Origin of the sequence: Thiomicrorhabdus indica (assembly GCF_004293625.1) — a bacterium.
Classification (GTDB): Bacteria; Pseudomonadota; Gammaproteobacteria; order Thiomicrospirales; family Thiomicrospiraceae; genus Thiomicrorhabdus; species Thiomicrorhabdus indica.
The window spans coordinates 1,808,676-1,831,932 of the sequence record NZ_CP033040.1; the positions used below are offsets into that span (position 1 = coordinate 1,808,676).

The window sequence follows — 23,257 nt, forward strand, 5'->3', positions numbered from 1 at the left end:
ACTTTTGATTCTCCCAGCCTTAGTGAAGCGTGAACCCAGCACGTTCACCTTCAATGAAATTAAAGGCCATAAACATTCCTGCGGTTAAAAGCTCGTTAAACGCTTTTCTGGCTCGCACGGTGGATAGTTTGAATTTACCGCTGTCTTTCGCCATTGCTAGGCTTTTAAGTGCTTCCAGCAACCCCCAGCCATAACCATTTTCTTGGTGTTCTGCCACGGTTTTGACAAACTCATCTAATGGCATACACCCGTTCACTTCAAAATGGCAGGGGTATTCGCTCAATCGGTTTAAAGCATGTTTTAGAATATCGTTCGCTTCATCCATTCGATTCTCGAAACTCAAACGGTGATTAATAAAATTATCGAGTCCCATATAGGCACTAATCAGCGATTTAGACTCACCAATCTCTTTATCAAAATCAATTGAGTTATTCATGGTGGTCACCCTTAGCCTTTTTGGAATCGGTATGGTGAATGCCTTTATCACTCTCGAACGGCTGACCACCGGCTTTAAGATGCTCCGTCAAACAATAAACAGCATCCGCGTTTTGATATTGAATTTGGCCTAACAGGTTCATTTCATTTTCAAGCCAAAAGCCGAACTGCTCGACCTCTGCCATTTGCAAAGGGTTATCTTCATCCTTTGTAGCTGACCGTAATAAACGCGCCATGAGCCTTATATTTTCCGGCCGTGTTTCCATTTCGTTGCTGGTATAGCGCTCGACTTGATGCAAAGCTTCAAGCTGTTCAGGGTTGCGTTTTGGGTGATTGAAATCGAGTTTGATTTTTTCTGAGAATGCCGCGTTACTGAGTAGGCTCATAATGGTGCTTAGATCGTTCATTACTCAGCCCCTCCCATCGTTGAAACATTACCCGTTCGGGCACAAGTACCGGCCGGTAGGAATACGTTCATTTCGGGTACGCCTTGCGCACCTAACCAGTCTGCCAGATGGTCAAGGGTTGGGAATTTCATAGCGCGTTGGGTGTTTGGGTCTTTAAGGGTGGCAACCTGCCCACTTTCGGTATCGATAACGATTTGCCAGTTATCCAAAAAGCGAACGGCTGAAAAGCGTTTGATAAAGCTATTGGCTGGTAGATTGATGTTAAATGCGAATTGCCCGATTGTCGGGGCTTGAGAAGTGTTAGCCATTGGAAGGCCTCCTAGTGGTTTAGTTAGTGTTTGACCATCTGCAATTAATGCAGGTGGTCGGGCTTCAACTACCGCCACTAGACGGCTGGGAGTATTCCCCATAAAGGGTATTTTATTTCTCCCTATCGACCCGACCGTATTTAGAATACGGATACGGTTTTCTATGCCCTTTGCCACTGTGTTAGAGACAGCTAGCCATAGTTTTTGGGCATAAAAAAAGCACGGTTTAAAGGCTGTGCGGGTGGCCTCTAGTGGTTTAGTAGTGCTGAGAATGTTACTTGCTTTGCTGGGGGCTTGCAAGTGCATTGCATTGCATGGGGTTATATTCCTGCTTATAATTGCTAAATTCATTTAAAAAATTCCTTTGGGGTTGGTATGGCTACCGTTGAAACTATCCAAGATGCACGCCTTGAGGAAGTGGCTAAAAAGTCGGATATTGTCAGGCTCGAATCAAAGCAAGCGGCTGATTCAAAAATTACCCATTGGGGCATAGGTCTAGCGATTGCCGTTCTAGTTCTGCCTTATCTCAAACAGTTGTTTGCCTAGTTCCGTTCGCCTTGTCGGTCTAAGATTTCCAAATCTTCTTTAATCTCGTCTAGCGTGTTTTGAATGCCATAGAGAAGCGATTGCAAACAACCTAGCTCTAAATCCTCTTTTAGCGTTTCAAGGTCTTGAGTGGCGAAATTTAATTCTTTGCTCATCTCGGTTAAGGCTTTGGTGTTGTCTTGTAATTCAGATAGGTTAAGAGACTTCATCCCTGCCACCCTTCCACTTCTTCACGACTGTTTAGCCATGTTTGAACGTCTGAGTGTCTCCAGCCTACTGAGTTCGCGCCCAATCGAACGGGTTTAGGGAACTGTCCAAGGTTCACCAGTCTGCGTATTTGGGAATAAGACAGCGGCACAACTTCCAAGAGTTGCGGCTTGCGCAAAATCGGATCTAGGCCGGTTGTTGGTTGTGGCGTGGATGGTTTAGGCGTGTTGGCCTGTGATATTGGGATTGGTTGATTATTCATCAAAGCACCTCACTATTTTGGGTTAGTGGTTTACGCGATGGAACTGGGTTAGACTCGTCGCGCTTCGGTGCTTATGATGTTTTGAGTAGCTTTAAATTAGTCTCAAATGCGTTTTTAATTTCGCATTTGCGGATGAAATCACGGCTTTATAAGGGGTTGCCGTGGTTAATTTTCTTTTAGTTCCTTCAGTATTTTTAAAACGGTATTTTCAGAAATTGAGAACCCTTTACCTTCATCTGGATGGATTGCTAACTGTTTTCCCGTAAATTCTGCTAGGTCTATACCGTGGTAATCGCATAAGGATTTAATAAAACTTTGGTAGGAGTTTAAGCGTTTTCCAGTTGGTTCTTGCTCTTTTTGAGCTTCTTCTAATGTAATGATTTTTGAAGCACCATGTTTTTCTAAACTTTTTTCTAAATTACTTCTTAAGTCTAAACCGTGATCTATACCCAATCTTCTTTGCTCAAATTTCATCAATGAATAGGTAGAGATATATAATTCACCGTCTAAAATTGCGTTAGGCAAAATATCCCTGTCGCCTTCTAATGGACAAAACCTTAAGCCTGTATTTTTTACTGCTAGAAATTTCATTCCTAAATATTCGCACAAATAATATCCACCACCAAAGAGTGTGACTCCGTCTTTGGGCTTTAAGTTTTCCACTTTTAAAAATTCTAAATCGTATTTCGAATCAGAAAGCACATTGGTAAAGTCCATAGGCCTAACCAATATAGGATAATCAACCTCAAGAACCATTAAATCTTTAGTTTTGTTGATAATAGATTCCCAGTGTTCGTGATTCTTGATCTTATAACCATCATCAAAACCACGTCCAAATAAAGAAAGCTTTACATGGCTAACATTATTTATATGTGCAATTTCCATGTTTTCATTATCAATCCCTAACTTTGGAATAATCATATTTCTTGATTTTCTGAAATACCTTCTAAACTCCGAATACTGCTTTAAGTAATTCTTAACAGTGCCTCTAAATTGCTCAGAATCCTTACTGGCTAAATACTGCTTTAACTTTTCATAACGTTTTCGAATAATGGCTTTTAAGAATTTCTTATCTGATGTGCCAAAGCTGAAGTTTTTTTGATTTGGAATTAATTGGCATTCAGAAATTCTTACTTTTACTTCTAGTTCACCTTCTTCAATTAAATGCTTTACATCTTCAGGCGAACAAATTAAAGGGTCGTGGACAGAAAGGACTTTTACAACTTCATCAATATGCAAATATTTTTTTAAATATGCCAATTTCAAAGCCTCCCAGCTTTACTAATCCACTCAATAAAAAATAAGGGTGGCGCGGTCAGGGGGTGGATCGTCCCTTTTCGAATGGCCGTTCTAGGCCGCGCCAATTTTGTTTGGTGTTATTCGATATGATTAGGCCGTTGCTTGCTCGATTGTCTTAAGTGGCAAATATAGGCGGTTTTCGACTTTGCCAAATTCTAAAAAGCCATAGCGTTTATAAAAGGCATTGGCGTGGTCGTTGATTGCGTCCACTATGACAAAATGCACGGCATAAAGGTTAGCAACGGCTAAAACTGCTTGCAGTGCATCCATTAAAAGCCGTTCGCCTGCTCTCGTACCTCTTAGGTCGATATGGCGCGCCAAACGTCCAATTAATACCGCTGGGGCTTGCATGGTTGGCGGTATTTTGGCGAATCCTTTAGCGGTGGTCTGTTCTTGGTATTGCTCTAGGTCGTTGGCATCCAAGAAAACAGAAAACGCGGTTAAGGTATAAAACCCTAATACCGCGTTGGTTTCGTCTGCTTCATTTACCAATACATAGCCTTTAGCTAGATTGCGCTTTTCATCTTGTGTCAGTTGTTTTTTTAGATAATCCGTTAGGCTTTGCTCTTCACATTTAAAGCCGGTGCGTTTGTGTTTGGTCTTATCGAACCGCTCAATTTTAAAGCTCAAATTTTGCCCCTTGGTTTGGGTGTTGTTTTAGGGCATTGCTTAGGGCGGTATTTGATTGCGGTGGTTGCTCTAGGGCTTCCATCATCGCGTTAAAGTCTTCAAGGCTTACAGTTTGACTCGTGTTCTGTTTTAGGCACTCTTTGGCCTTTTCCAGTGTCACGCTCAAAATAAAATCGGTCATAGATTGCCCAGATAATAACGCGGCCTGTTTTATCAATTGTTTGGCTTGGTCGCTGGTTCTAAGGTCTATTCTTGCATCGATTGCGGTTTCCATTGGTTTTCCCCTTACTTGGTCTTTTTAAATATTATCCGTACTTTGTACGAACTATACAAGATAAACAAAAGAAAATTAGCAAAACAGGCTTTATAAAATTGCTTTCACGGAACGAACGGGAGGCGGCTAAGGCATTAAGTTAGATTTAAAACGGTTGGCGCGTATTGGGCGTTCTGTTTGAGTTTCTACCGGCCGGTGCAAAATAATGCCAATTATTAACGGCCTTGCTTTCTCTAGGATCGGTCAGAAATTAGCACCAACTATAAGCTTCGTTAGTTTCTGCTGGGTCAGGCTGTAATTAGTCCCAACTATAAAGCCGGTTGTTTTGTCTGGGATCGGGGAGAGATTAACGCCAACTATAAGCCGTGTTGTTTTCTCTGGTATCCGTCAGAAATTAACGCCAACTATAAGCCGCCTTATTTTCTCTGGCATCGGGCAGAAATTAGCGCCAACTCGAAGCCGTCTTGTTTTCTCTGGCATCGGGCAGAAATTAGCGCCAACTCGAAGCCGTCTTGTTTTCTCTGGCATCGGGCAGAAATTAGCGCCAACTCGAAGCCGTCTTGTTTTCTCTGGCATCGGGCAGAAATTAGCGCCAACTCGAAGCCGTCTTGTTTTCTCTGGCATCGGGCAGAAATTAGCGCCAACTATAAGCCGTCTTGTTTTCTCTGGTATCCGTCAGAAATTAACGCCAACTATAAGCCGTCTTGTTTTCTCTGGTATCCGTCAGAAATTAACGCCAACTATAAGCCGCCTTGTTTTCTCTGGCATCGGGCAGAAATTAGCGCCAACTCGAAGCCGCCTTATTTTCTGTGGTAAGAATTAAGGCGCGCCAATACTTTTAGCTGTGTGCGTGTTCTTTCATCCATTCATTAAGCGCGTCATTCATTCGGGTTTGCCAGCCTTTGCCGGTGCTTTTGAAGTACTCGATTATTTCAGCGTCATAACGAACCGTTACCGCTTGCTTTGGGTTTTGTGCTTTGGGTCTTCCCACAGGGCGCGTTTTTAGTTCGCCTTGTTGCTGTGCTTGCAACAGTTCCGGCAATACATCGCTTAGGCTTTGCATTTTCTGCAAACTTGAATCATCCATTAACGCACCGTCCTCTAGACCGTGCTGTGTGGCTTCTTGATCTTCTTGTGCGGTTGGTGCTGCTAATTTATTCGCCATACTTTTTAACCTCTCGTTTATTTGCCTTTCGCAAGCTAATGACTCGAAAACCGTCTTTAATTGGGGTAATGACTGCCACATAAAGCCGTTAGTAATTAATCAATCATTATAGACTTATTGTAGTTACATTAATTAAGGTTTCAAGTACCTGTGCAAACACACACTATAAGTTTTATTTATATGTAATTTGTGTCATTTTTCGGCCTATTGCTGTCTTGTTGTTTGACTCCAAACAGGCTCGAATTTTTCTTTTTTACCGGCCGGTAGATTGTTGCGTATTTTTGCGTAAAAAATGACAGTAGAATTATTAAGTATTCTTTTTCAGTGCGTGAATTGCAAATCTCGTAACACTCGTAACAGTTCGTAACAAAAACTGTAACGGCTGAAATGCCCATGAATAAAGGCTCGTAACGCTCGTAACAGTCGTAACACTAAAAAAAACGAATGTATCATAGGTCACGCGCCATTTTTGAACATAGGAATAATTTCCGCCCCCGTTTTTATGGCCTCTAAATGGTCAGAATAGGCCTGCATCATTTTGGCGCGTTCTTGGATATATTCAGCTTTGTTATAAGTTCCTCTTATCTTGTTACCCTGCTCGTGGGCTAACTGTTTTTCGATATGGTCAGAGTTAAAGCCCATTTCATTTAATAGCGTGCTAGCGGTATGCCTAAAGCCGTGGGCGGTCTGTTTGCCCTTAAAGCCCATTCGGTGCAATCCAGCGTTAAGACTTTGCCCATTGATTGGGCGTGCCGGTGTTCTGGGACTTGGGAATAGGTATTCGCTTTGCTGTTGGAAGATTTGCATAGACTCAATTAACGCCTTTGCTTGTTTGGATAACGGCACAACGTGGGCGCGTTTCATTTTCATTCGCTCGGCTGTTATGGTGATTCGGTTTTGTTCTAGGTCGATTTCATCCCAGCGTAAACCGGCTAACTCATTCGGGCGTAAAAATACTAACGGGGCTAACTTTAAAGCGGTGGCCGTGCTGATGTCACCTAAATAGGTATCAATAGCACGCAATAGTTGGGAAAGTTCGCCACGGTCGGTAATGTGGTTAAAGTTGTCTTTATCCTGTTTCTTGAATATATCGGTGGGCAAATCTCTAACGGGGTCGGTTTCACAATGCCCCATCCCTACCCCATAGCGAAAGATTCGGCTGGCATATTGGCGCGAACGTTTCATAGTTTCCATAATGCCCTTTGCCTCGATTTGTTTTAGGGCGTTAATAATGTCTTTGGGTTTGATCTCTTCTAGGGGTTGATTGCCTAGCACGGGGATTAGGTGGGCTTCTACCCGTTCGCGTATGTCTTTAGCGTAATCGTATGTCCAGTTCTCAGCATTATGAGCGTGCCATAAGTCAAACAGTTGTGTAAATGTCATGCGGTTGGCTTGCGCTTGCTGGTGTTCAAGTTCGGCCTGTTGCTGGGCTATCTTGGTTTTCTTGTATTCGGTGGGGTTAATGCCCTGCTGTACTTGGCCTTTGGCCTCGTCTCTTAGTTCTCGGGCTTTAGCTAATGGAATAGCTGGATAGTCGCCTATGGTAAATATTGCTGATTTACCGGCAAACTGATAGCGGTAACGCCAAATCTTTTTATTATTGGGAGTAACTTCGATTATTAAGCCGTCACTGTCCGTTTTGCGGTATCGCTTGGCCTCGGGTTTCATTTTGCGGATTGCGGTATCTGTTAAAGGCATGGTCTAAACTCCTAGCGGAATTTGTACACCGGATAGGCTCGATGTACACAAAACAAAGTCGGTGTACAAGCTAGTGTACACGAAAAACCGCGCTTTGATGCTATGCCATGAATACGCTTGAGACTAGGAAAAGCCCGAAAACCCCGTGAATACGTTGTTTACAGGCATAAAAAAACCCGCATGAATGCGGGTTAATATCGAATATGGCGGTGGACTAGGGATTCGAACCCCAGGTAGGCTACAAACCTACAACGGTTTTCAAGACCGCCGCCTTCAACCACTCAGCCAGTCCACCTTCGTTTTGTTGGTGCGTATTATAGGGGGATTGAGACTGATTGCAACTCTATTTACGCATTTTTTTAAATTAATTTGCGTTTATTTTTCAGCACTCATTTAAGTATTTGATTTTCCACAAAACCTTACGCTTTCTTACCGGCCGGTAGCTTACATCCAAATTTATTAATCAATAACCAGACACAAAATTCGTTGTTCACACTTTAAAGATTTTACTTAGGCCTTCTACAACAGTTTTTGCCAAAATACCGGCAACAATCCCCTGCTAATAAAGCATAGCATCTATGTAGCACCTCCCCTCCATCATGAGAAACTCATTACACAAACATACCTCAATATATTCCAAAACAGCCTTTTACCTTGAATTAATGAACCTTTACCAACATTTCATACGCTTTTTTAGCACTAAATAATTCAATCGCTAATAACCATTTTTTAAAAGATCATATATAAATCAAAAACTTATGAAGTGGCATCTTGATTGCTATTCAACTTGCAATCAACGCATACGCACTTTAACCAAGTCATTTTTACAGGTGTAATTTCAGAGTTCACACATTGCAAAAATTTCAAGGTGCATAACAAGTTGATTTCAGGGGAAAATCAAAAAAAGTACAAGACATTCAAACAAAAACTCATAAATAGATAGAGTTTTCTTGATAAGCTTACTTAATATAAATAATAGGCAAACTTTATGAGTATTCAAGGCACAGACGTTGTCCAATACATTGAAGAACATGGTTTAAGTTTAGTTCCCGAAGTCTTTTCAGTAATTTTTGACTTTTTATCTGGGACAAATCGTTTTCTACAAGAGCGAATTGAAACGGTAATGGAAACGGACCAGCTTACGGATGAAAACATCAAAGCTTTGTACAAGGACTATATTTTTCAAAAACAACTGCATGCAAGCATTATCACCGAAGAAGAAGTTGCCAAAACCTTAAACCTAATTGACCGTGTTCATAGCAAACTCGAAGAGACGACAAAAGCCTTGGATAATGTCCAAGATACACTTGAATTTCGAAGCAAAGTCGTCGCTGAAATTGATACTCATGCTGAAATAGAGATGCTAAAAGATACAATCTCTCATGACATCAATACTCTGTTATATGAAATAAATGACTCCAACCTATGGATCAAATATCGCCAAAAAGTAATTAAAGACCAACTAGGTGAACTCAAGTCTCAACAACGTGTTCACTACCAAGACACTCTGACAAACTTACCCAACAAATTCTTCCTTAAACAAAAGCTCTCAGCAATCTGTAGTGTGCAAAATGCCAATCACTCAGACGAGCGTATTTATATTGGAAAAATCACAATAGATAACCTTAGCACCTTAAATCAAATACACGGGCGAACCATTGGTGATGCTGTTTTAAGGAAACTTGGTAAAAATATTCAAGATGTCATCCCAGAAAACTGGGAACTTTACCGAGTGGATGGCAACGATTTTGCACTATCTGGTCCGAATGAAATCAGTATGAATGAAATGTCGATGAAACTGATTACCTTGAAAAAAACCTTTTCAGGAAAGCGGTTCAAAAGCAAAGTTTCTGATGAACCTGTCGTAACCTCGTTATCAGTTAAAGTCATCACTATGCTCCGAGCTACTGCGGCTGAAGATATATTCGATGAGTTTTGATTCAAAAAACACAATCACTTCTAAAGCCGAAACATTTAAACCTTTTACTAAATCAAAATAATAAAAGCGTTCGGGCTTAACACGTCATTACAACACCAAATAAGCACCACATAACGCTAATGTTGGTTATAACTGCATAACCCAATTAATTATTTACAGCTGGATTAACAAGCCTTGGAGCTTTGTATTGATGCTGATGTCTTTTTAACAAAATCAGAAATAATCCGCAAAACGCCAGAATCACCTCAATTAGAAACGCCAACATAATTTCAAACTGTGGAATACCATCCAGCAAAAAACCCAAGACTCTAAATACAACAAATGTTGCATAAAAGGTTGTAGATATTAATACAGCAGATTTCATTAAATCATTTCTGAAAGTTGCCATAAAAATAGAAAGACCTATAACAATCATCAGGCCACCCATTGCTCTCAAGTCACTGAGTAAACTAACGTATGATGAAAGGTTTCTATCAAGACTACTATTTTGCACATTCATACTTGCCAAATATTCATTAGGCGTTAAGGAAATAAATCCTCCCACCAAAATGATGATCATCCCAGCAATCAATAGATAAATTTTTGTCATCAAGTTATCCATTTCACATTCCCCTTAAAATAAATAGTTAATCGCCGTGAGCCTAATTAGATATTGACCAGACACCACTCTTATAAGTTCTTTCAACATACGCACCAAAGTTTTTCGCAGAGCGACCCAATACTTTTTCAACCGTATTGGTTGTCCACTCATTTCGACCATCCAATACATTGACGAAAAGTTCCTTAATTAACCACGCCATATCGTCAGGAATCCCCTGAGCTTTGGCTCCAGCCAAATAAGCGTCAACCGGAACCCCTTTATAAACAATGCTCTGATTAGTGACCTCTGCAATGGCTTTAACGCAATCATCAAATGTGAGCATTTCCGGTCCAGTAATTTCCAGTAACTGATTGTTTAAATCAATTCTTGTCAGTGCGGCCACAACAACATCGGCAATATCGTCCACATCAATAAAAGGTTCTAGAGCTTTGGCTTCAGGCAAAATCAACTCACCCGATTGAATGCCATCAAGCATAAAACTCTCGCTAAAATTCTGCATAAACCAACTGGCACGAATAATATTCCAAGTCAGTCCGCTTTCTTTAACCACCATCTCAGCTCGTTGTGCGCCTTCCTCACCTCGCCCAGATAATAAAACAACATGTTTTATCTGTTTCTCTTTTGCCAATCCGACAAAAGCTTTAATATCCTCCTCGGCTTGTAGGACAGCAAGATCCGGCACGTAAGTAACATAAACTGAGTGAACGCCTTCCAATGCTTCCCCCCAAGTTTCGCGTTTTGTCCAATCAAATGGAATTTCTGTGCTTCTCGAAAGCCCTCTTGTTACATAGCCAGAGTCTTCTAACTTGTTTAAAACTCTTACACCCGTTTTACCGTTAGATCCAATGACGGCAATAATTTCCTGTTCCATGTTTCACCTCATAGCGATTAATTTAGGTTTTTGAAATTTGTTTCAACTTCAGAAATAGTTTATAAAAGCAATGACTTATGTTTAATGCTCCTATGTCCATACTATTTTGCAGTTTGTCCAAACAAGAGGCTTTCCACATGAATGAGATTCATCAGCGAGAAATTCCAAAGCTATCCGACGCCTTAGGACAAACGCTATATTCGTTAAGACTCAATGGTTTGATGTATGCCAATTCAGAGCTCACCGCTCCATGGGGACTAGAGATGCCCCCAATGCCTGGAAAAATGATGTTTCATATCGTCACTAAAGGGAGCTGCTGGCTAGGTTTTAAAAATGATGAAACGGTGCTTTTACAACCCGGCGAATTGGTTCTAATACCTAAAGGAGAGGGACATTCAATTGCCTCGCAGAAAAATAGTGAATGCAAGGGCTTTTTTGAAATTCCAGTAACTAAACTGTCGGAACGTTTTGAATTTATGCAGTATGGCGGTGGCGGCGACGAGACCCATATAACTTGTGGCATCTTAAGCTTTGATCATATCGCAGGACAAAAACTGATTTCTCAATTACCCCCTGCCATCCATATAAAGTCTGAAAATAATGAGCTACCTGAACAACTCAATACGCTTATCAACATTATGGCAAACGAGGTTGCAAATTCCTCAACCGGTGGGGAGACCGTTGTGGCGAACTTAGCCGATATCATCGTAATTAAAGCAATACGTTACTGGCTAAAAAACTCGAAAGAAGCCAAAGAAGGATGGTTAGGTGCGCTAAAAGACCCCAAAATTGGTAAAGCCTTGGCGGCCATTCACAACCAGCCTGGTGCCACTTGGAACGTGGAACGCCTTGCAGAGCAAGCTGGCATGTCTAGATCTGGGTTTTCCGCTCGTTTTACTGAAATCATGGGCATGTCAGTCAAACAATATTTAACGGAATGGAGAATGCAGCTCGCCAGAATGAAAATTATGCAGTCCCCCGTTTCTTTGCCTGATCTGGCTGAAGAATTGGGCTACCAATCCGAAGCCGCTTTCTCGCGTGCTTATAAACGAGTATTTGGATTGCCGCCATTCCGTCAAAACCAAAAGAATACAGACTAACTAAGACTTTTCACTTCAAGCCACTGCAATTACCATCTTGAGCAATAAACGAGGTTCGGCTCGTTTAGTATTTAAGCCAATGTTTTAATATTTCAAGTCACAACAGCTGAGGTTGACGGACTTTTTGCCAAACCTTCTTTTGAACAGATTTTGAATACAAAAAAACCGGAAATCTCTTATGAGAATTTCCGGTTTTTAGAATGTGGTAGCGGGGGCTGGATTTGAACCAACGACCTTCGGGTTATGAGCCCGAATAGGAGCTATAGACAAGTTGTTTTCAACAGTAAATCTAAATAAAAGAGATTTATTGTATGAAGAAAACACCAAAAATTATTTCCGTCGCCTCAACAAAAGGCGGCGTGGGAAAAACAACAACAAGTGCAAATCTTGGAGCCTTTCTTTCCGATCAAGACCTAAAAGTCCTTCTAATTGATGCTGATGTTCAGCCTAGTCTATCTGAGTACTATGTCATCGATGAAATTGCCGATTTTGGTCTAACAAATCTAATCACCAATCCTCAAGTACAACCTGAATTGGTTGCCTCAAAAATTGAAGAAAATCTACACATCGTAATGTCTGATGATCCAGAAGGAGATTTACAAAACTGGGTCAGAAATACAGCTGACGGTCGTACACGTCTAAAAATGATTCTCAAAAAACGTTTTTGCGAATATGACGTGATAATTATCGACACCCAAGGTGCCGTGGGCGCATTACAAGAAGCAACGATTATTGCAGCCGATATGATTATCAGTCCTGTAATTCCGGATAAATTATGCGCTGGTGAATTTATTCACAATACGCTAGGAATGATTAACCGTCTTGCTGAATCCGCAGAATTCATGGGTTTCGAAATAGCCCCTTTGAAAGCATTTCTCAACTGCACAGCCAACACAAATGATAGCCAAGCTTATGCAGCAGATATTCGATCATTGGAGTACCAAGCTATCTGTAGGGTACCTGTCACCATTCTCAATTCAGAAATCCCTGATACGGTTGCATTTCGAGATGCAACCAGTTCACAAATGCCTGCCCACCGATATGAAAAAACATCCACACGAAAAACCGGATCAGCTTTTGGTCTTATGAGTGCCCTCGTCAAAGAGCTTGATGTAATCAATGAGGTGCAATAATGACTAAAAATATTCAAAGAGTCGCACTTTCAGCGGTTGGGAATCGATCCCTAAAAAGTAAAGTTTCAGAGCCATCAGACCCGATAAGTCGCACGCCCATGCGTGTAAAAATTGTTGATATTGAACCTTATGATAAAAACCCTCGAACAGTTAAAAATGATTCTTATGATGAAATCAAAGAATCAATCCGTGAAAAGGGTTTAGAGCAGCCATTTACGATTACACGTCGTCCAGGAGATCATACTTATACAACGAGAGCCGGTGGCAACACACGGCTTGCGATACTTAAAGAGCTGTACGCCGAAACAAAGTCTGATGAATTCTTGTTTGCAGATGTTTATTTTGAGCCATTTACTAAAGAACAAGACTTATTAATTAGTCACCTTACCGAAAACGATCTACGCGGTAATCTTACTCTGCTTGATCGAGCGAAAGGCGTTATTCAAGCACGAGATTTAATTGAAAAAGAACTAGATCGAAAGCTCTCTCTAAGAGAGTTATCAGAACAATTAAAACAAAATGGTTACTCTCTTAATCATGTTGCGATAAGCGCACTAATCTACGCTTTAGAAGAGCTTTATCCTGTCTTACCTGAACTATTAGAAGACGGTGCCGGAAAGCCTGTGGTTGAGCGTGTCCGTAAAGTTGAAGGTCAGTTAAAAGACGTTTGGAAGCAACTTGAGCAGCCTGAAGAAGACTTTAAAACCGTCTTTAATGAGGCGTTAAAAGAAGCTTACGCACATTCCGATCGAGGTATTGATACCGATGAAATCTTTAGAGCATTCGAAGCAGAAGCTGCGCTGTCAACAGGGATTGATATTAATTCTATTCGAGTAAAGATTGCGCAATTACTTGCAACAAAGCCCCCTGCTCCAAAAGAACCTGATATTGATATTACAGAAAAATCAAATCCGTCAGAACAAATAGTAACTGATTCAACAACAGAGTTAACAGAAGAAGAAATCAGCAATGATGAGCCAGAAATAACTGAAGAACTTGAAACACCCTATCAAGAAGGTGAGCCACAAAATGAAGAAAAAAATAAAGAGTTAGTTCAAAAACCAATAAAGCAAAAAAAAGAAGATGTTCTATCTGACGCAGCCGAAAAAATTCTTAATGAAAATCCAGATGAGTCTATTGAAGATGATGATTTATATCATCTACGCGAAATTGCGCTAAAACAAGCCGTTTTAGTCGCAGAAGAATGTGGTATTGAAGACTTGGTAATCAAATTGAATCGCGGCTTTGGTTGGGCATTAGCAGATATGCCGCAAGAGATTCATTTTACTAACTGTGGAATTGATGATTCAAAACCTGAATTTAAGCGCATTTGGGAGATCTGGTTTAGCTTGTATCAGCTTTGCGGTGCAACACTGAACAATAAGAAAACTCACTACACTAAATTAATTGTCCATGAAAATGATTTGAAAGCACTTGTCGAAGAACGATTCGATGAAATCAGTGATCTTGGTCAGTACAGTTCAACAATTAGTTTAAATTACTCGTTGCCAATAACAGCCAGTGATGTACTGCTTAATAAAGTAAATCAGCTCCAAGTTATTACAAGAAAGATTATGTCAAACGGTGATTCTCAGCAGATTAACATCTGGGAGGAATCACATGGCTAATTTCCAAAGAGATATGCTAAGTCTGGTTATTAAACAGATTTGCCAACAATCAGAAGACGGCCGTTTAAAAGAAGTAATGGCAGAATTTGATTTAACTGAAGAAGACATTAAAGCCTTTTCAGGATTACATCATAGCGCGGTGGAAAGACTTTCGAAATCCAGGGTGCAACCCTTCAAAATCACCCCTAATAAAGAAACTATTTCTTACATTAAATCAATCGCTGAAGAGTGTGCACTGCAAGAAAGAGCAATCAAGTTAGCCGCCCCTAATGATTTTCTCGCTCGATTTTTTGGAATTAGTTCACGAGAAGCATTTGCTAAACGGGTAATGAATGGAGTTGATGCCAAGCGTGTTAAACGCGTTGTGCAAATCAATCAAGAGAAAAAAATCATAGAAAAATATCTCCGTGTAAGTCAAGAATGCAAAATTGAACTTACCGCTAAAGATTATTGTGATATTTGCGAAGAACTTCTATCTGAAAGCATACATGTAAATTTAAAGGTTGTGTGGCTCACGATAGAAGAATATCGAACCGAATGCGCATTGCCGGTCGAGGAAAAAATTGGATTAGAGGTGTAGAAATGGGAATTCAAAATACTGCACTTCAAGAAAAAGTAAATGCACTGAGTAGCCAATTTCATCCGGATGGAACGATCAAAAGTAAAACACCGCAGAATAAACCCAAGCAGTTAAGTTTGCCTGGTTGGGAGGATAAGAGCTGGGGAGCACCCAATGCAGTCCTTAGAGGGGCTTTATTCGCCGCTACACAAGGTCGTAATCGCCGCTTATGTGAACGAGAGCTAATAGCGACTCTTGAAGGTTATGAAATACGCTACACAGGCATCCAGCTAACTCAATCCGATTTGAATCTTTGGGAAGCATTATTACATCTCTCCAGAGCAAACCCACTTGGTAGTGAAGCTCTATTTTCTGCCTATGAAATCCTAAAACAATTAGGTAAAGGCACATCTAAAACTGACTACGAAAGTCTTAAAAAAAGCTTGGCACGTTTAAGATCTGCCGATGTTGAAATCACAATTAAAAATGAAAAAACCTATTTTGGCCAACTCTGCGGTATTAGCGGTGAATTAGATGAAAAAACCGATGAATACCGTTTTAAATTCAGCGGTGGATTGATTAGCTTATTTGATAGCGGTTGGTCAAAGATTGATTTTGAACAACGCCAACAACTGAAAGACAAGCCGTTGGCTTTATGGCTTCACGGTCTATACAGTAGTCATGCACGCCCTTACCCAATGAAAATTGAGAGTATCCATAAGCTTTGTGGGAGTGATACAAAACAATTAAAACACTTTACGGCATCGGTTAAAAAAGCGCATCAAGATTTAATTGAGATAGGTCTACTGAAAAAATTTGAAGTATCAAATGGTATCGTGAGCGTTGAAAAAAAGGCAACAAAAAGTCAGCTAAAACACCTTAAAAATAAAGGTGAAAAAAAGTGAATCTGTGGCCATTAAAATATCGTGAATCGGCCGACCAAGGTATCGTGAATCGAGCGACCAACTATCGTGAATCGACCGACCAAACAACATCACCTATATATACTTTACGTAATGTAATTAGTGTATTTGTGTATCAAAAATTAAAATACTCTAGTATTAAAAATCTAGGTACACCATATCGTAAAATAACTCGAAACTTCCAAGATAGAATAGAGTTATTTAACACCTATTTTATATACTTTACGTGTCGTGAATCGGCCGACCAAGGTATCGTGAATCGAGCGACCAACTATCGTGAATCGGCCGACCAAGGTATCGTGAATCGAGCGACCAACTATCGTGAATCGACCGACCAAGGCTGTTTCAGCAAACCCCTACCGCAAGGCTTTTCAGTCACTTACCCACAGGCCGCTAATCTTTATTTAATCTATTTTAATCCCCGTGCGCTGCGCGCGCACGAACGCCTACCCTCCGTTCGCAAAGCTCACTTCGCCCCGAACAAAGTTCGGCCTTGCTCAGCCTTACGGCTTGCGCTAAGTGGTGCCGCTAATGCGGCAAAAAAAATCAACTCCTACCCTCCACTCCCTTTGGTCGTTTCGCCCCAGCCAAAGGCTGGCCTTACTCGGCCTAACGGCCTGCGTTGGAAAGGAGCGGCTAAGCCGCAACCTTGTTCGCTACGCTCAAGTCAACTACGGAATTACGCGGCTACCGCCGCTAATCAACTTTGTTTAAATTTTATTTTTCTAATTAGAGCGCGATTGGGCGAATTTTTGGCCTTATTCCTATGCAACGCGAAACGATACATGTGGCTTTTATCTTCAGTCTACGGCCTTCGGCCTATCTGGGCTAACGCCCAGCCCCATAACCTGTGTGATTTAGAACGAGGTGTGAAATGTTGAAAATTGTGACTAACGTAAAATCAGGTGAAGAGGATATTTTGACACCAGTAAAGAATGAAAACCTAAGAGTATTTGACCTAGATGGAAATTTGATTTGCGAGGTTAAAAATCCAATATTTGGATGGACAACAGAACTACTTTGGCAACAGTCAGAAAGACTTTATCGAAATGGTTTAACTAAAAATGGTGCTGATGCGTTCCTTGGTCGTTCCTGGATCGGAAGTACAGAAGTCTGATCAAAGGAAAATGGTATGAATTTAATTCAAGAAAATTTCGATTTTTCAAAGCAAGACAAAACTCCAAAAGCTACTAAAAATTCCAAGGCGAAAAAAATTAATTGGAAGCGAAAATTAAATGGTTTACATATCAAGGATAAAGATTTAAAGCATGCCAGTTTTATGGCCATCTACATGATCGTTGAACTGAAAACTACTTTGGCCAAAGCTAAGCGTTCTGCATCTAATCGTCATGGTGTTCCAATGAGTAAAATTGAATCAATCGCTAAAGAAGTTCTTGGCCAAAAGTTTTTTGATTCTCGCAGAAGGTTTTCTAAAAATTGAATGCCTATCTTGAGTAGTGCGTGGAATGACTAAAAATTGTGCTCAACCTTCTTCTTACTATATACTTAATGTATATAGTTTCTATAAAAGGTATTAACTATGATTAATGCGACCGTTTTCGAAAATAATAAAACACAAGCCATTCGTCTTCCTGTTCCTGTTCGCTTTCCTCGTTCAGTAAAAAAAGTGGTTGTCCGTGCAATTGGCCAAGAGCGGATTATTAGTCCAATAGAAAACACATGGGACAGTTTCTTTTTAAATCCAGAAAATACGGCTTCTGATGACTTTTTGGATGAACGTGCTGAGCAAACAGAAGCTTTAAGAGAGTCATTCGATGATTAAGTATTTACTGGACACCAATATTTGCATTTATGTCATCAAACGTAGACCTATAGAGGTTCTTCAGAAGTTTAATGATGCAGCTGGCCATATGGCAATTTCTTCTATTACTCTTGCTGAACTTTTGCATGGTGTTGAAAAAAGTCAACATGTAGCAAGAAATTTAAAAGCAGTTGAAGACTTTTGCAGTCGATTAGATGTCATAGACTATGACGATAAAGCAGCGGCGCATTACGGTGAAATTCGTGCAGATCTAGAAAACAAAGGTAAAACGATTGGTGTAAATGATTTGCATATAGCTGGCCATGCAAGGAGTCTTGGCGCTATCCTCGTTAGCAATAACTTAAAAGAATTTGAGCGTGTCGATGGTTTAAGGTTTCAAAACTGGATTTGTTGATTTCATAATTTACTCAAGGCACGGTAAATTTCTACTTACAATAAAATTTTTTATGGATTATTAATTAGTTGAGAAAGTAAGCGTTTTCTTAAAGGAATTTCTATAAATGGATGATGAAAAAGAAACCTATTTTAATAATGCAGTGATGCTTCTTATTGCAGAGCAAAAAGAAGATGCTACCATGCAATTAAGGCAACTTTTTACATGCTTGGCCAAAGAAGCAAAAATAAGAGATCAATGGAGCTACAAGTGGTCAGCTTTACCAGACGGCATATCATTATATGCTCTCTCTGAAAAACAACAGCACGAATATAGTATTGGGATCTTTCAAGGAAAGTTTTATATTGAGTCGAACATATATGATGCAAGTCTGCTAAAAACAATGAAGCCGAAATACTGGGCAATTCTGGCTGAATTAGATGATTCTATCGACAGTTTTAAATTTTCTGAAAATGCTGTGGTTAGTAACAAAGTTAATTTTGATTTAAAGTCGAGCAAGTCGAGCATATTTAATCTCATGCGAAATTATGTGTTATTAACTGAACATGAAATGGGCATCGTTGATATCGGACAATTGGGAGCTCTTTGGCCAATAAGCCAAAACAATGATTTTTTAGAAAATGAAGCCACTAAGGTTTTGACGGGACTTCATCAGCTAAATTATCTGATGTATCGCAACGAATACATTCGAGCAAAAAGTAGAGACAAATATAAGTGAGCATAAATCATCAAATTTGCTAAACAATTGAATGTAATTTTAATGATTTATCACAAATTACCCAACAAACCGCGCTTGTCGCGGTTTTTTTATGCCAGTTGTCAATAAATATACTACACGCTAAGATAAAGAGTGAAAACTGCGTCGTTCCAGTCTGAACGAAGCCTTTGCTGAGTGCTCTCAGTACCCTTAAACGTGGCCTGACGTTGTGAAATAAGCAGGTGCCTTTAGACAGGTCAACGACTTCGATTCCTGTCAACCGATCTTCGGTGAAGTCATTTTTATCAACCCTATGGGATATATCAATCCCATAGGGTAACGGTGTATCTCAAATTTAACTTTTGGAGGTACGCCATTGAATCAAGAGCAGAAAACATTTTTGGCTAGAACTGTAGAAATTACAGCCTTTGGTCAATTTGGCGCATTCGGTTATCCAGCCCTTTTGAAGAACGACTGGATCATCGTTGCAATTACTTGCTTAGCTGTCCTGGTACTATTAGCAACGACGTATGCTATACTTTCAATCAATACAGGAGATTAACATGACAGCGTATACACTCGTCCATGTAATTGGCTTTTCCACAGTGTTTATCATCGCTTTTGGTGCTCTGGCAATTGCTTTGCATCATAAGCATAAACACAACCAGAAACACCAATAATAACTTACTCTACGCCCAGCAATTTGCTGGGTTTTTTGTCACACCTACAATTAATTTAAGACAAAAGATTTAAAAAACCTCTTAAATGATCTACTCTAGAGTCGGCAAGGTTCCATATATCCTTATTAATTCCTGATTCATAATTGCACTTTCTGCCTGCCTGCTTTCTCTCTTCAGACGTACAAGTATCATATCGAAGATATTGACTTATCCAGAATTTATCAAATTCTTTTTGACTTATCTTAATGCCTTCATTATTTAAGCACTCTTTCCAAGCTTCTAAACAATCTGCATGAATTGAGTTTTCTGATTTTATCTCTTTCAGTAAAGTTTCAAGCTCGCCAACTCCATTTACATTTAACACGCAAATAGCAATTTCAACATTTTTCTCGGCACAAGCACTTAATTGATTAGCAGCCTCTGGTGGATTCTTTACACCACAGCGAACTAATGATTCTTGAACCAACTGTAAGCGTTGTTCGATACCCACACTATCTGCATCGACCATGATGCCAATTTTGTCGTATTCATCCCAGCGTATTTCATTTATTGCTTGATCCAGATTTCCAAGCCCAGATAAACATTTAAAATCGGTAGAATCGCAAATTGGAGGATTAATATCTGCTTCAATGCCTAATTCATTCATTAATCTAAGCAAAAAATATTTGTCATTATCACTTTCAACAATAATGAGACTACTCACCTCTTAGCCTCCCATTGTGATTTAATGCGTAATTTAGTTGCTCATAGCTCCTTTCTCGTGTCTCAATCAACTGAGTTTTTTTGTTCCTATAAAACTCAAGATAGACACCTTCATCTTCAACGTTAGCTTCATTAAACTTTTCTAAGCACTCCTTAGAGTGAGTGCTTATAAACAATTGACAGTTTGCCAGCTTTGAAGCTTCAAAGACAATCTTCCAAAGCTTAGGATAGTTAGTAAAGTGAATACCATTTTCGATTTCATCGATAAATAAATAACCATCACGACTAGCCCAAATGCCACAGAGAATAGCAATATATCGATTAACCCCTTCACCTAGCGATGAAAGCAAGATAGGTTTCTCTTGGCTTTTAACTTGAAGCTTTAAAACTACCGTATTTCTATCAGTAACCACTTGCTTCATGGCTAATATCTGTTCATCAAACAAGGACAATGACTGATTTAGATACATCTCTCTATTTAGATTAATTAAATGCCCATATAGAACGGCAATTTCTTGCTCATCTGTTGTAGCAGAAGATATGAAATTTATATTCCTGTTTTTAGATGATTCATACCGTCTTCTGAATGCCGTTCGTCGCATGACGGAATCTAATGGATAAATTCTATGGTCTGCATTGAGAGAAAACTTCATGCCTGGCTCATGAGAAATGTCATCCAAATCCTCATCAATACTGAACAATTCAAATTCTTTTGAATTAAGGAACCTGATTTCTCGGCTATTTTTATCTATGACACTTACGATATCATCCAAATCCTGAATTTCCAGATGATTATTATCAATAGCAATTTTTAAAGACTTCTTATCTTGGTGAAAAAGATCAATCTCATATTCAGAATTACTACCTCTATCACCAAACCTTTGCCTTGACCTTAAAAGTTGAACAAAACCATAGGCAACATCACCCGAATCGACACTGCTCAAGTTCCATCTTAAAGCTTCCATGAATGCAGTTTTACCGATATTGTTTTTACCGCCTATCAGGTTCACTCTCTTCAAATTCGATACTTTTAAAGACTCGAATCCTTTAAAGTTCTCAATAACGACATTTTTAACCAATGTGTTCATAATTTCCTCACGCTCCTTTCAAAGAGCACTTATAGATATCTAAATAGTGTTGTTCTGGATACACCAAACTGTTCAGCAACTTCTTCAGCTGTTTGCGTTCGCTCAGGGTTATTCATAATCGCTTTGGCCATTGCCACTTGCTTTTGTGTCAACTTTGGTTTGCGGCCACCTTTGCGGCCTCTGGATCTCGCAGCATCCAATCCTGCCTTGGTTCGCTCTGAAATAATGTTACGCTCAAATTCAGCCAGTGCACCAAAAACATGAAACACCAACTTACCAGTAGACGTTGTTGTATCGATACCATCAGTCAGCGATACAAACTGAACCCCTCGACCCTCCAAATCTGCCACAATTGATATGAGATCTTTAAGCGACCGGCTTAGCCGGTCAAGCTTCCATACGACCAATTGATCACCGGAACGCAGTGCTTTTAATACTGCCACAAGCTCCGGTCGATCTGATTTTGAACCTGAACCAGTTTCTTCATAAATCTGTTCACAGCCATGAACTTTCAGCGCATCGATCTGCAAACTTGTATCCTGGCTGGATGTACTAACCCTAGCGTAGCCGATTTTCATAAGTAAACCTATCACACTTTGAGTGTTGTAATTTTTTCAGACAAAATGCATTTAAATAAAATGTTTGTTCCAAAATAAAGATTTCAACCGTTTATGGTACTTTGATTATGACACTAATTTTGAAACAAAAAAAGCCTTGATTACTTAATGAAATCAAGGCTTAATAAAATGTTTCAAAAACATACGTTTTTGAGACTCAGGCCACAATAAAAAACCCGGCTAATTGCCGGGTGTGGATTTAATCTTAATATTGTTTTTATGCTGCTACACCTTTCTCAAGAACATTAAAAACAGCTTCATAGTCTTTACTGAGTCCGCACGTCCGGACTTCATTTAAAGAAACCAAATTATGGGCAATTTTATTAACGAATAAAATTTGCTCAATCGATTCAAAAAGTCGGCCGGTATCGATTGGAATCCAAAGATCCACCAACTCATTAGCATCAATTTCAGTACCAAACTGAATGTGCTTGCAAAAATGCACACAGGTAATCCCATTGACCGGCATAACAATTAGATTGATTTTATTGCGCATGGGAACCTCCTAGAATTGATGGTAGAGTTTCCTCACACCAACAACCTGAAATTAGCTCACCATTTAGCAACGAGATCCGATCACCGACACATTCCATTACAGACTGTGGATATTCGTACCAATCCAAATCAGGATCAAACGATTGCATCAAATCTTCTAAGGCTAAGTCTGGATCAAACACTTTGGAGATTTCATGCACCGCTGCAACCACTGACGAAGAATCAGCAACATCAATGCTCACAGAACCACCGACAACAAGACTGTAATCGGCTTTGACACGCTCGGCTACTTGCCAAATAATAGCGCGGCTCACCAAGTCATCTGCTCCAATATCCGATATATCGCCAGGTTTTTTCAAACCAAGGTACACCGCCTTTTTTTCAAGGTCATAATGAGAGTCGATTGAATTGATAAATACCGAAATCTCATCAAACGGATTAAGAGCAATGTGCAAATCAATCTCATCTGCTTTTTTAGCAAATCTTTCAGAGAGAGCAGAAAGAGAAGACATCATAAAAAAATGCAAAAACGCGTTGGTACTTAAATCTTCTGGGCGAATACCCATATTTTGCAAAACATCGCAAGGTAACTCATCTTCATGGGTTTCATCCCAATCCGAGTATGCTTTTTCAACCACCCATTCATCAAGGCTAGCAATACCAAAAACATCATTAAAAAAAGACATAACATATCTCCAAAAACTAGGGATACGCTGCACCCTTCGGGGCAACATGTACCCCGAAGGTTAAAAATAGATCGGCCGGTAAACCGGTTGTGGCCAAACGATCCGTGGCGGCCACTAAGGGCGCTAAGCG

General features: G+C 39.9%; 31 protein-coding genes and 1 tRNA gene. 14 read left to right on the forward strand and 18 right to left on the reverse strand.

What is annotated here, in order from left to right; all coding sequences use genetic code 11:
- Positions 1-19: 19 nt before the first annotated feature.
- From D9T12_RS07850 to D9T12_RS07860, 3 genes are read right to left on the reverse strand one after another with little or no spacing between them, the layout of a single operon-like run.
- A complete protein-coding gene (locus tag D9T12_RS07850) occupies positions 20-436 on the reverse strand; it encodes a hypothetical protein (protein WP_130537653.1) in 417 nt (138 codons plus the stop codon).
- Positions 429-842, reverse strand: a complete 414-nt coding sequence (locus tag D9T12_RS07855) for a hypothetical protein (protein WP_130537654.1) — start codon at positions 840-842, stop codon at positions 429-431. The genes D9T12_RS07850 and D9T12_RS07855 overlap by 8 nt, the downstream gene beginning before the upstream one ends.
- On the reverse strand, positions 842-1,252 hold the full coding sequence (locus D9T12_RS07860; protein ID WP_130537655.1) for a hypothetical protein: 411 nt from the start codon (positions 1,250-1,252) through the stop codon (positions 842-844). The genes D9T12_RS07855 and D9T12_RS07860 overlap by 1 nt, the downstream gene beginning before the upstream one ends.
- Before the next feature lie 273 nt (positions 1,253-1,525).
- Between D9T12_RS07860 and D9T12_RS12415 the strand changes: the two genes are divergently transcribed.
- Complete coding sequence (locus D9T12_RS12415; RefSeq protein WP_165395064.1) at positions 1,526-1,696, forward strand: hypothetical protein; 171 nt, start codon at positions 1,526-1,528, stop codon at positions 1,694-1,696.
- Here the strand turns inward: D9T12_RS12415 and D9T12_RS07865 are convergent.
- From D9T12_RS07865 to D9T12_RS07885, 5 genes are all read right to left on the reverse strand, one after another.
- A complete protein-coding gene (locus D9T12_RS07865) occupies positions 1,693-1,905 on the reverse strand; it encodes a hypothetical protein (protein ID WP_130537656.1) in 213 nt (70 codons plus the stop codon). The genes D9T12_RS12415 and D9T12_RS07865 overlap by 4 nt on opposite strands.
- Positions 1,902-2,165 carry a helix-turn-helix transcriptional regulator gene (locus tag D9T12_RS07870; RefSeq protein WP_130537657.1) on the reverse strand — a complete coding sequence of 88 codons (264 nt, stop codon included), beginning with the start codon at positions 2,163-2,165 and terminating at the stop codon, positions 1,902-1,904. Before D9T12_RS07870 ends, D9T12_RS07865 begins: the two co-directional genes overlap by 4 nt.
- Before the next feature lie 165 nt (positions 2,166-2,330).
- A complete protein-coding gene (locus D9T12_RS07875; RefSeq protein ID WP_130537658.1) occupies positions 2,331-3,425 on the reverse strand; it encodes a hypothetical protein in 1,095 nt (364 codons plus the stop codon).
- 129 nt (positions 3,426-3,554) lie between these two features.
- Positions 3,555-4,094, reverse strand: coding sequence for a GNAT family N-acetyltransferase (locus D9T12_RS07880; RefSeq protein WP_130537659.1), 540 nt, complete (start codon positions 4,092-4,094; stop codon positions 3,555-3,557).
- Complete coding sequence (locus tag D9T12_RS07885; RefSeq protein ID WP_130537660.1) at positions 4,084-4,368, reverse strand: type II toxin-antitoxin system TacA family antitoxin; 285 nt, start codon at positions 4,366-4,368, stop codon at positions 4,084-4,086. The genes D9T12_RS07880 and D9T12_RS07885 overlap by 11 nt, the downstream gene beginning before the upstream one ends.
- A gap of 325 nt (positions 4,369-4,693) precedes the next feature.
- On the opposite strand from D9T12_RS07885, the gene D9T12_RS07890 reads away from it, so the two are divergent.
- Positions 4,694-5,191: a hypothetical protein gene (locus D9T12_RS07890; RefSeq protein ID WP_130537661.1), complete on the forward strand. Its 498-nt coding sequence runs from the start codon at positions 4,694-4,696 to the stop codon at positions 5,189-5,191.
- Positions 5,192-5,206: 15 nt separating this feature from the next.
- On the opposite strand, the gene D9T12_RS07895 is transcribed toward D9T12_RS07890, so the two are convergent.
- From D9T12_RS07895 to D9T12_RS07910, 3 genes are all read right to left on the reverse strand, one after another.
- On the reverse strand, positions 5,207-5,533 hold the full coding sequence (locus D9T12_RS07895; RefSeq protein WP_206199082.1) for a BrnA antitoxin family protein: 327 nt from the start codon (positions 5,531-5,533) through the stop codon (positions 5,207-5,209).
- 456 nt (positions 5,534-5,989) lie between these two features.
- Positions 5,990-7,231, reverse strand: a complete 1,242-nt coding sequence (locus D9T12_RS07905; protein WP_130537662.1) for a tyrosine-type recombinase/integrase — start codon at positions 7,229-7,231, stop codon at positions 5,990-5,992.
- Positions 7,232-7,435: 204 nt separating this feature from the next.
- Positions 7,436-7,526: transfer RNA gene (locus D9T12_RS07910), tRNA-Ser, on the reverse strand.
- 693 nt (positions 7,527-8,219) lie between these two features.
- Here D9T12_RS07910 and D9T12_RS07915 point away from each other — a divergent pair.
- Complete coding sequence (locus D9T12_RS07915) at positions 8,220-9,170, forward strand: diguanylate cyclase domain-containing protein (protein ID WP_130537663.1); 951 nt, start codon at positions 8,220-8,222, stop codon at positions 9,168-9,170.
- A gap of 145 nt (positions 9,171-9,315) precedes the next feature.
- Here the strand turns inward: D9T12_RS07915 and D9T12_RS07920 are convergent, their stop codons facing one another.
- A complete protein-coding gene (locus D9T12_RS07920; protein WP_130537664.1) occupies positions 9,316-9,771 on the reverse strand; it encodes a DUF4345 domain-containing protein in 456 nt (151 codons plus the stop codon).
- A 40-nt stretch (positions 9,772-9,811) separates the two neighbouring features.
- The gene (locus D9T12_RS07925) at positions 9,812-10,642 is read right to left on the reverse strand and encodes an NmrA family NAD(P)-binding protein (RefSeq protein WP_130537665.1); all 831 of its coding nucleotides are present in this window, start codon (positions 10,640-10,642) and stop codon (positions 9,812-9,814) included.
- Positions 10,643-10,719: 77 nt separating this feature from the next.
- On the opposite strand from D9T12_RS07925, the gene D9T12_RS07930 reads away from it, so the two are divergent.
- The 11 genes from D9T12_RS07930 (at position 10,720) to D9T12_RS07980 (ending at position 19,421) form a co-directional block, all read left to right on the forward strand.
- On the forward strand, positions 10,720-11,742 hold the full coding sequence (locus tag D9T12_RS07930; RefSeq protein WP_206199083.1) for an AraC family transcriptional regulator: 1,023 nt from the start codon (positions 10,720-10,722) through the stop codon (positions 11,740-11,742).
- 311 nt (positions 11,743-12,053) lie between these two features.
- Entirely contained in the window at positions 12,054-12,875 is an 822-nt protein-coding gene (locus D9T12_RS07935; protein WP_130537666.1) for a ParA family protein, read from the forward strand.
- A complete protein-coding gene (locus tag D9T12_RS07940) occupies positions 12,875-14,503 on the forward strand; it encodes a ParB family protein (RefSeq protein ID WP_130537667.1) in 1,629 nt (542 codons plus the stop codon). Before D9T12_RS07935 ends, D9T12_RS07940 begins: the two co-directional genes overlap by 1 nt.
- Positions 14,496-15,083 (forward strand): STY4526/YPO1902 family pathogenicity island replication protein, encoded by a 588-nt coding sequence (locus D9T12_RS07945; RefSeq protein WP_130537668.1) that lies wholly within the window; start codon positions 14,496-14,498, stop codon positions 15,081-15,083. Before D9T12_RS07940 ends, D9T12_RS07945 begins: the two co-directional genes overlap by 8 nt.
- Before the next feature lie 2 nt (positions 15,084-15,085).
- Complete coding sequence (gene trfA / locus D9T12_RS07950; RefSeq protein WP_165395065.1) at positions 15,086-15,967, forward strand: plasmid replication initiator TrfA; 882 nt, start codon at positions 15,086-15,088, stop codon at positions 15,965-15,967.
- An 892-nt stretch (positions 15,968-16,859) separates the two neighbouring features.
- Positions 16,860-17,102: a hypothetical protein gene (locus D9T12_RS07955; RefSeq protein ID WP_130537670.1), complete on the forward strand. Its 243-nt coding sequence runs from the start codon at positions 16,860-16,862 to the stop codon at positions 17,100-17,102.
- 15 nt (positions 17,103-17,117) lie between these two features.
- Complete coding sequence (locus tag D9T12_RS07960; RefSeq protein WP_130537671.1) at positions 17,118-17,426, forward strand: hypothetical protein; 309 nt, start codon at positions 17,118-17,120, stop codon at positions 17,424-17,426.
- A gap of 99 nt (positions 17,427-17,525) precedes the next feature.
- Positions 17,526-17,768, forward strand: coding sequence for a type II toxin-antitoxin system VapB family antitoxin (gene vapB, locus D9T12_RS07965; protein WP_130537672.1), 243 nt, complete (start codon positions 17,526-17,528; stop codon positions 17,766-17,768).
- Positions 17,761-18,162: a type II toxin-antitoxin system tRNA(fMet)-specific endonuclease VapC gene (gene vapC / locus D9T12_RS07970; RefSeq protein ID WP_130537673.1), complete on the forward strand. Its 402-nt coding sequence runs from the start codon at positions 17,761-17,763 to the stop codon at positions 18,160-18,162. Before vapB ends, vapC begins: the two co-directional genes overlap by 8 nt.
- 106 nt (positions 18,163-18,268) lie before the next feature.
- Positions 18,269-18,880, forward strand: a complete 612-nt coding sequence (locus D9T12_RS07975; RefSeq protein WP_130537674.1) for a hypothetical protein — start codon at positions 18,269-18,271, stop codon at positions 18,878-18,880.
- Positions 18,881-19,235: 355 nt separating this feature from the next.
- On the forward strand, positions 19,236-19,421 hold the full coding sequence (locus D9T12_RS07980) for a hypothetical protein (RefSeq protein WP_130537675.1): 186 nt from the start codon (positions 19,236-19,238) through the stop codon (positions 19,419-19,421).
- A gap of 173 nt (positions 19,422-19,594) precedes the next feature.
- Here the strand turns inward: D9T12_RS07980 and D9T12_RS07985 are convergent, their stop codons facing one another.
- From D9T12_RS07985 to D9T12_RS08005, 5 genes are all read right to left on the reverse strand, one after another.
- Positions 19,595-20,242 (reverse strand): DUF3226 domain-containing protein, encoded by a 648-nt coding sequence (locus D9T12_RS07985; RefSeq protein WP_130537676.1) that lies wholly within the window; start codon positions 20,240-20,242, stop codon positions 19,595-19,597.
- Positions 20,235-21,329 (reverse strand): AAA family ATPase, encoded by a 1,095-nt coding sequence (locus D9T12_RS07990; protein WP_206199084.1) that lies wholly within the window; start codon positions 21,327-21,329, stop codon positions 20,235-20,237. Before D9T12_RS07990 ends, D9T12_RS07985 begins: the two co-directional genes overlap by 8 nt.
- A gap of 29 nt (positions 21,330-21,358) precedes the next feature.
- Positions 21,359-21,907 (reverse strand): recombinase family protein, encoded by a 549-nt coding sequence (locus D9T12_RS07995; protein WP_130537678.1) that lies wholly within the window; start codon positions 21,905-21,907, stop codon positions 21,359-21,361.
- Positions 21,908-22,163: 256 nt separating this feature from the next.
- Positions 22,164-22,442, reverse strand: a complete 279-nt coding sequence (locus D9T12_RS08000; RefSeq protein WP_130537679.1) for a hypothetical protein — start codon at positions 22,440-22,442, stop codon at positions 22,164-22,166.
- The gene (locus D9T12_RS08005) at positions 22,432-23,127 is read right to left on the reverse strand and encodes a hypothetical protein (RefSeq protein ID WP_130537680.1); all 696 of its coding nucleotides are present in this window, start codon (positions 23,125-23,127) and stop codon (positions 22,432-22,434) included. Before D9T12_RS08005 ends, D9T12_RS08000 begins: the two co-directional genes overlap by 11 nt.
- Positions 23,128-23,257: the final 130 nt, after the last annotated feature.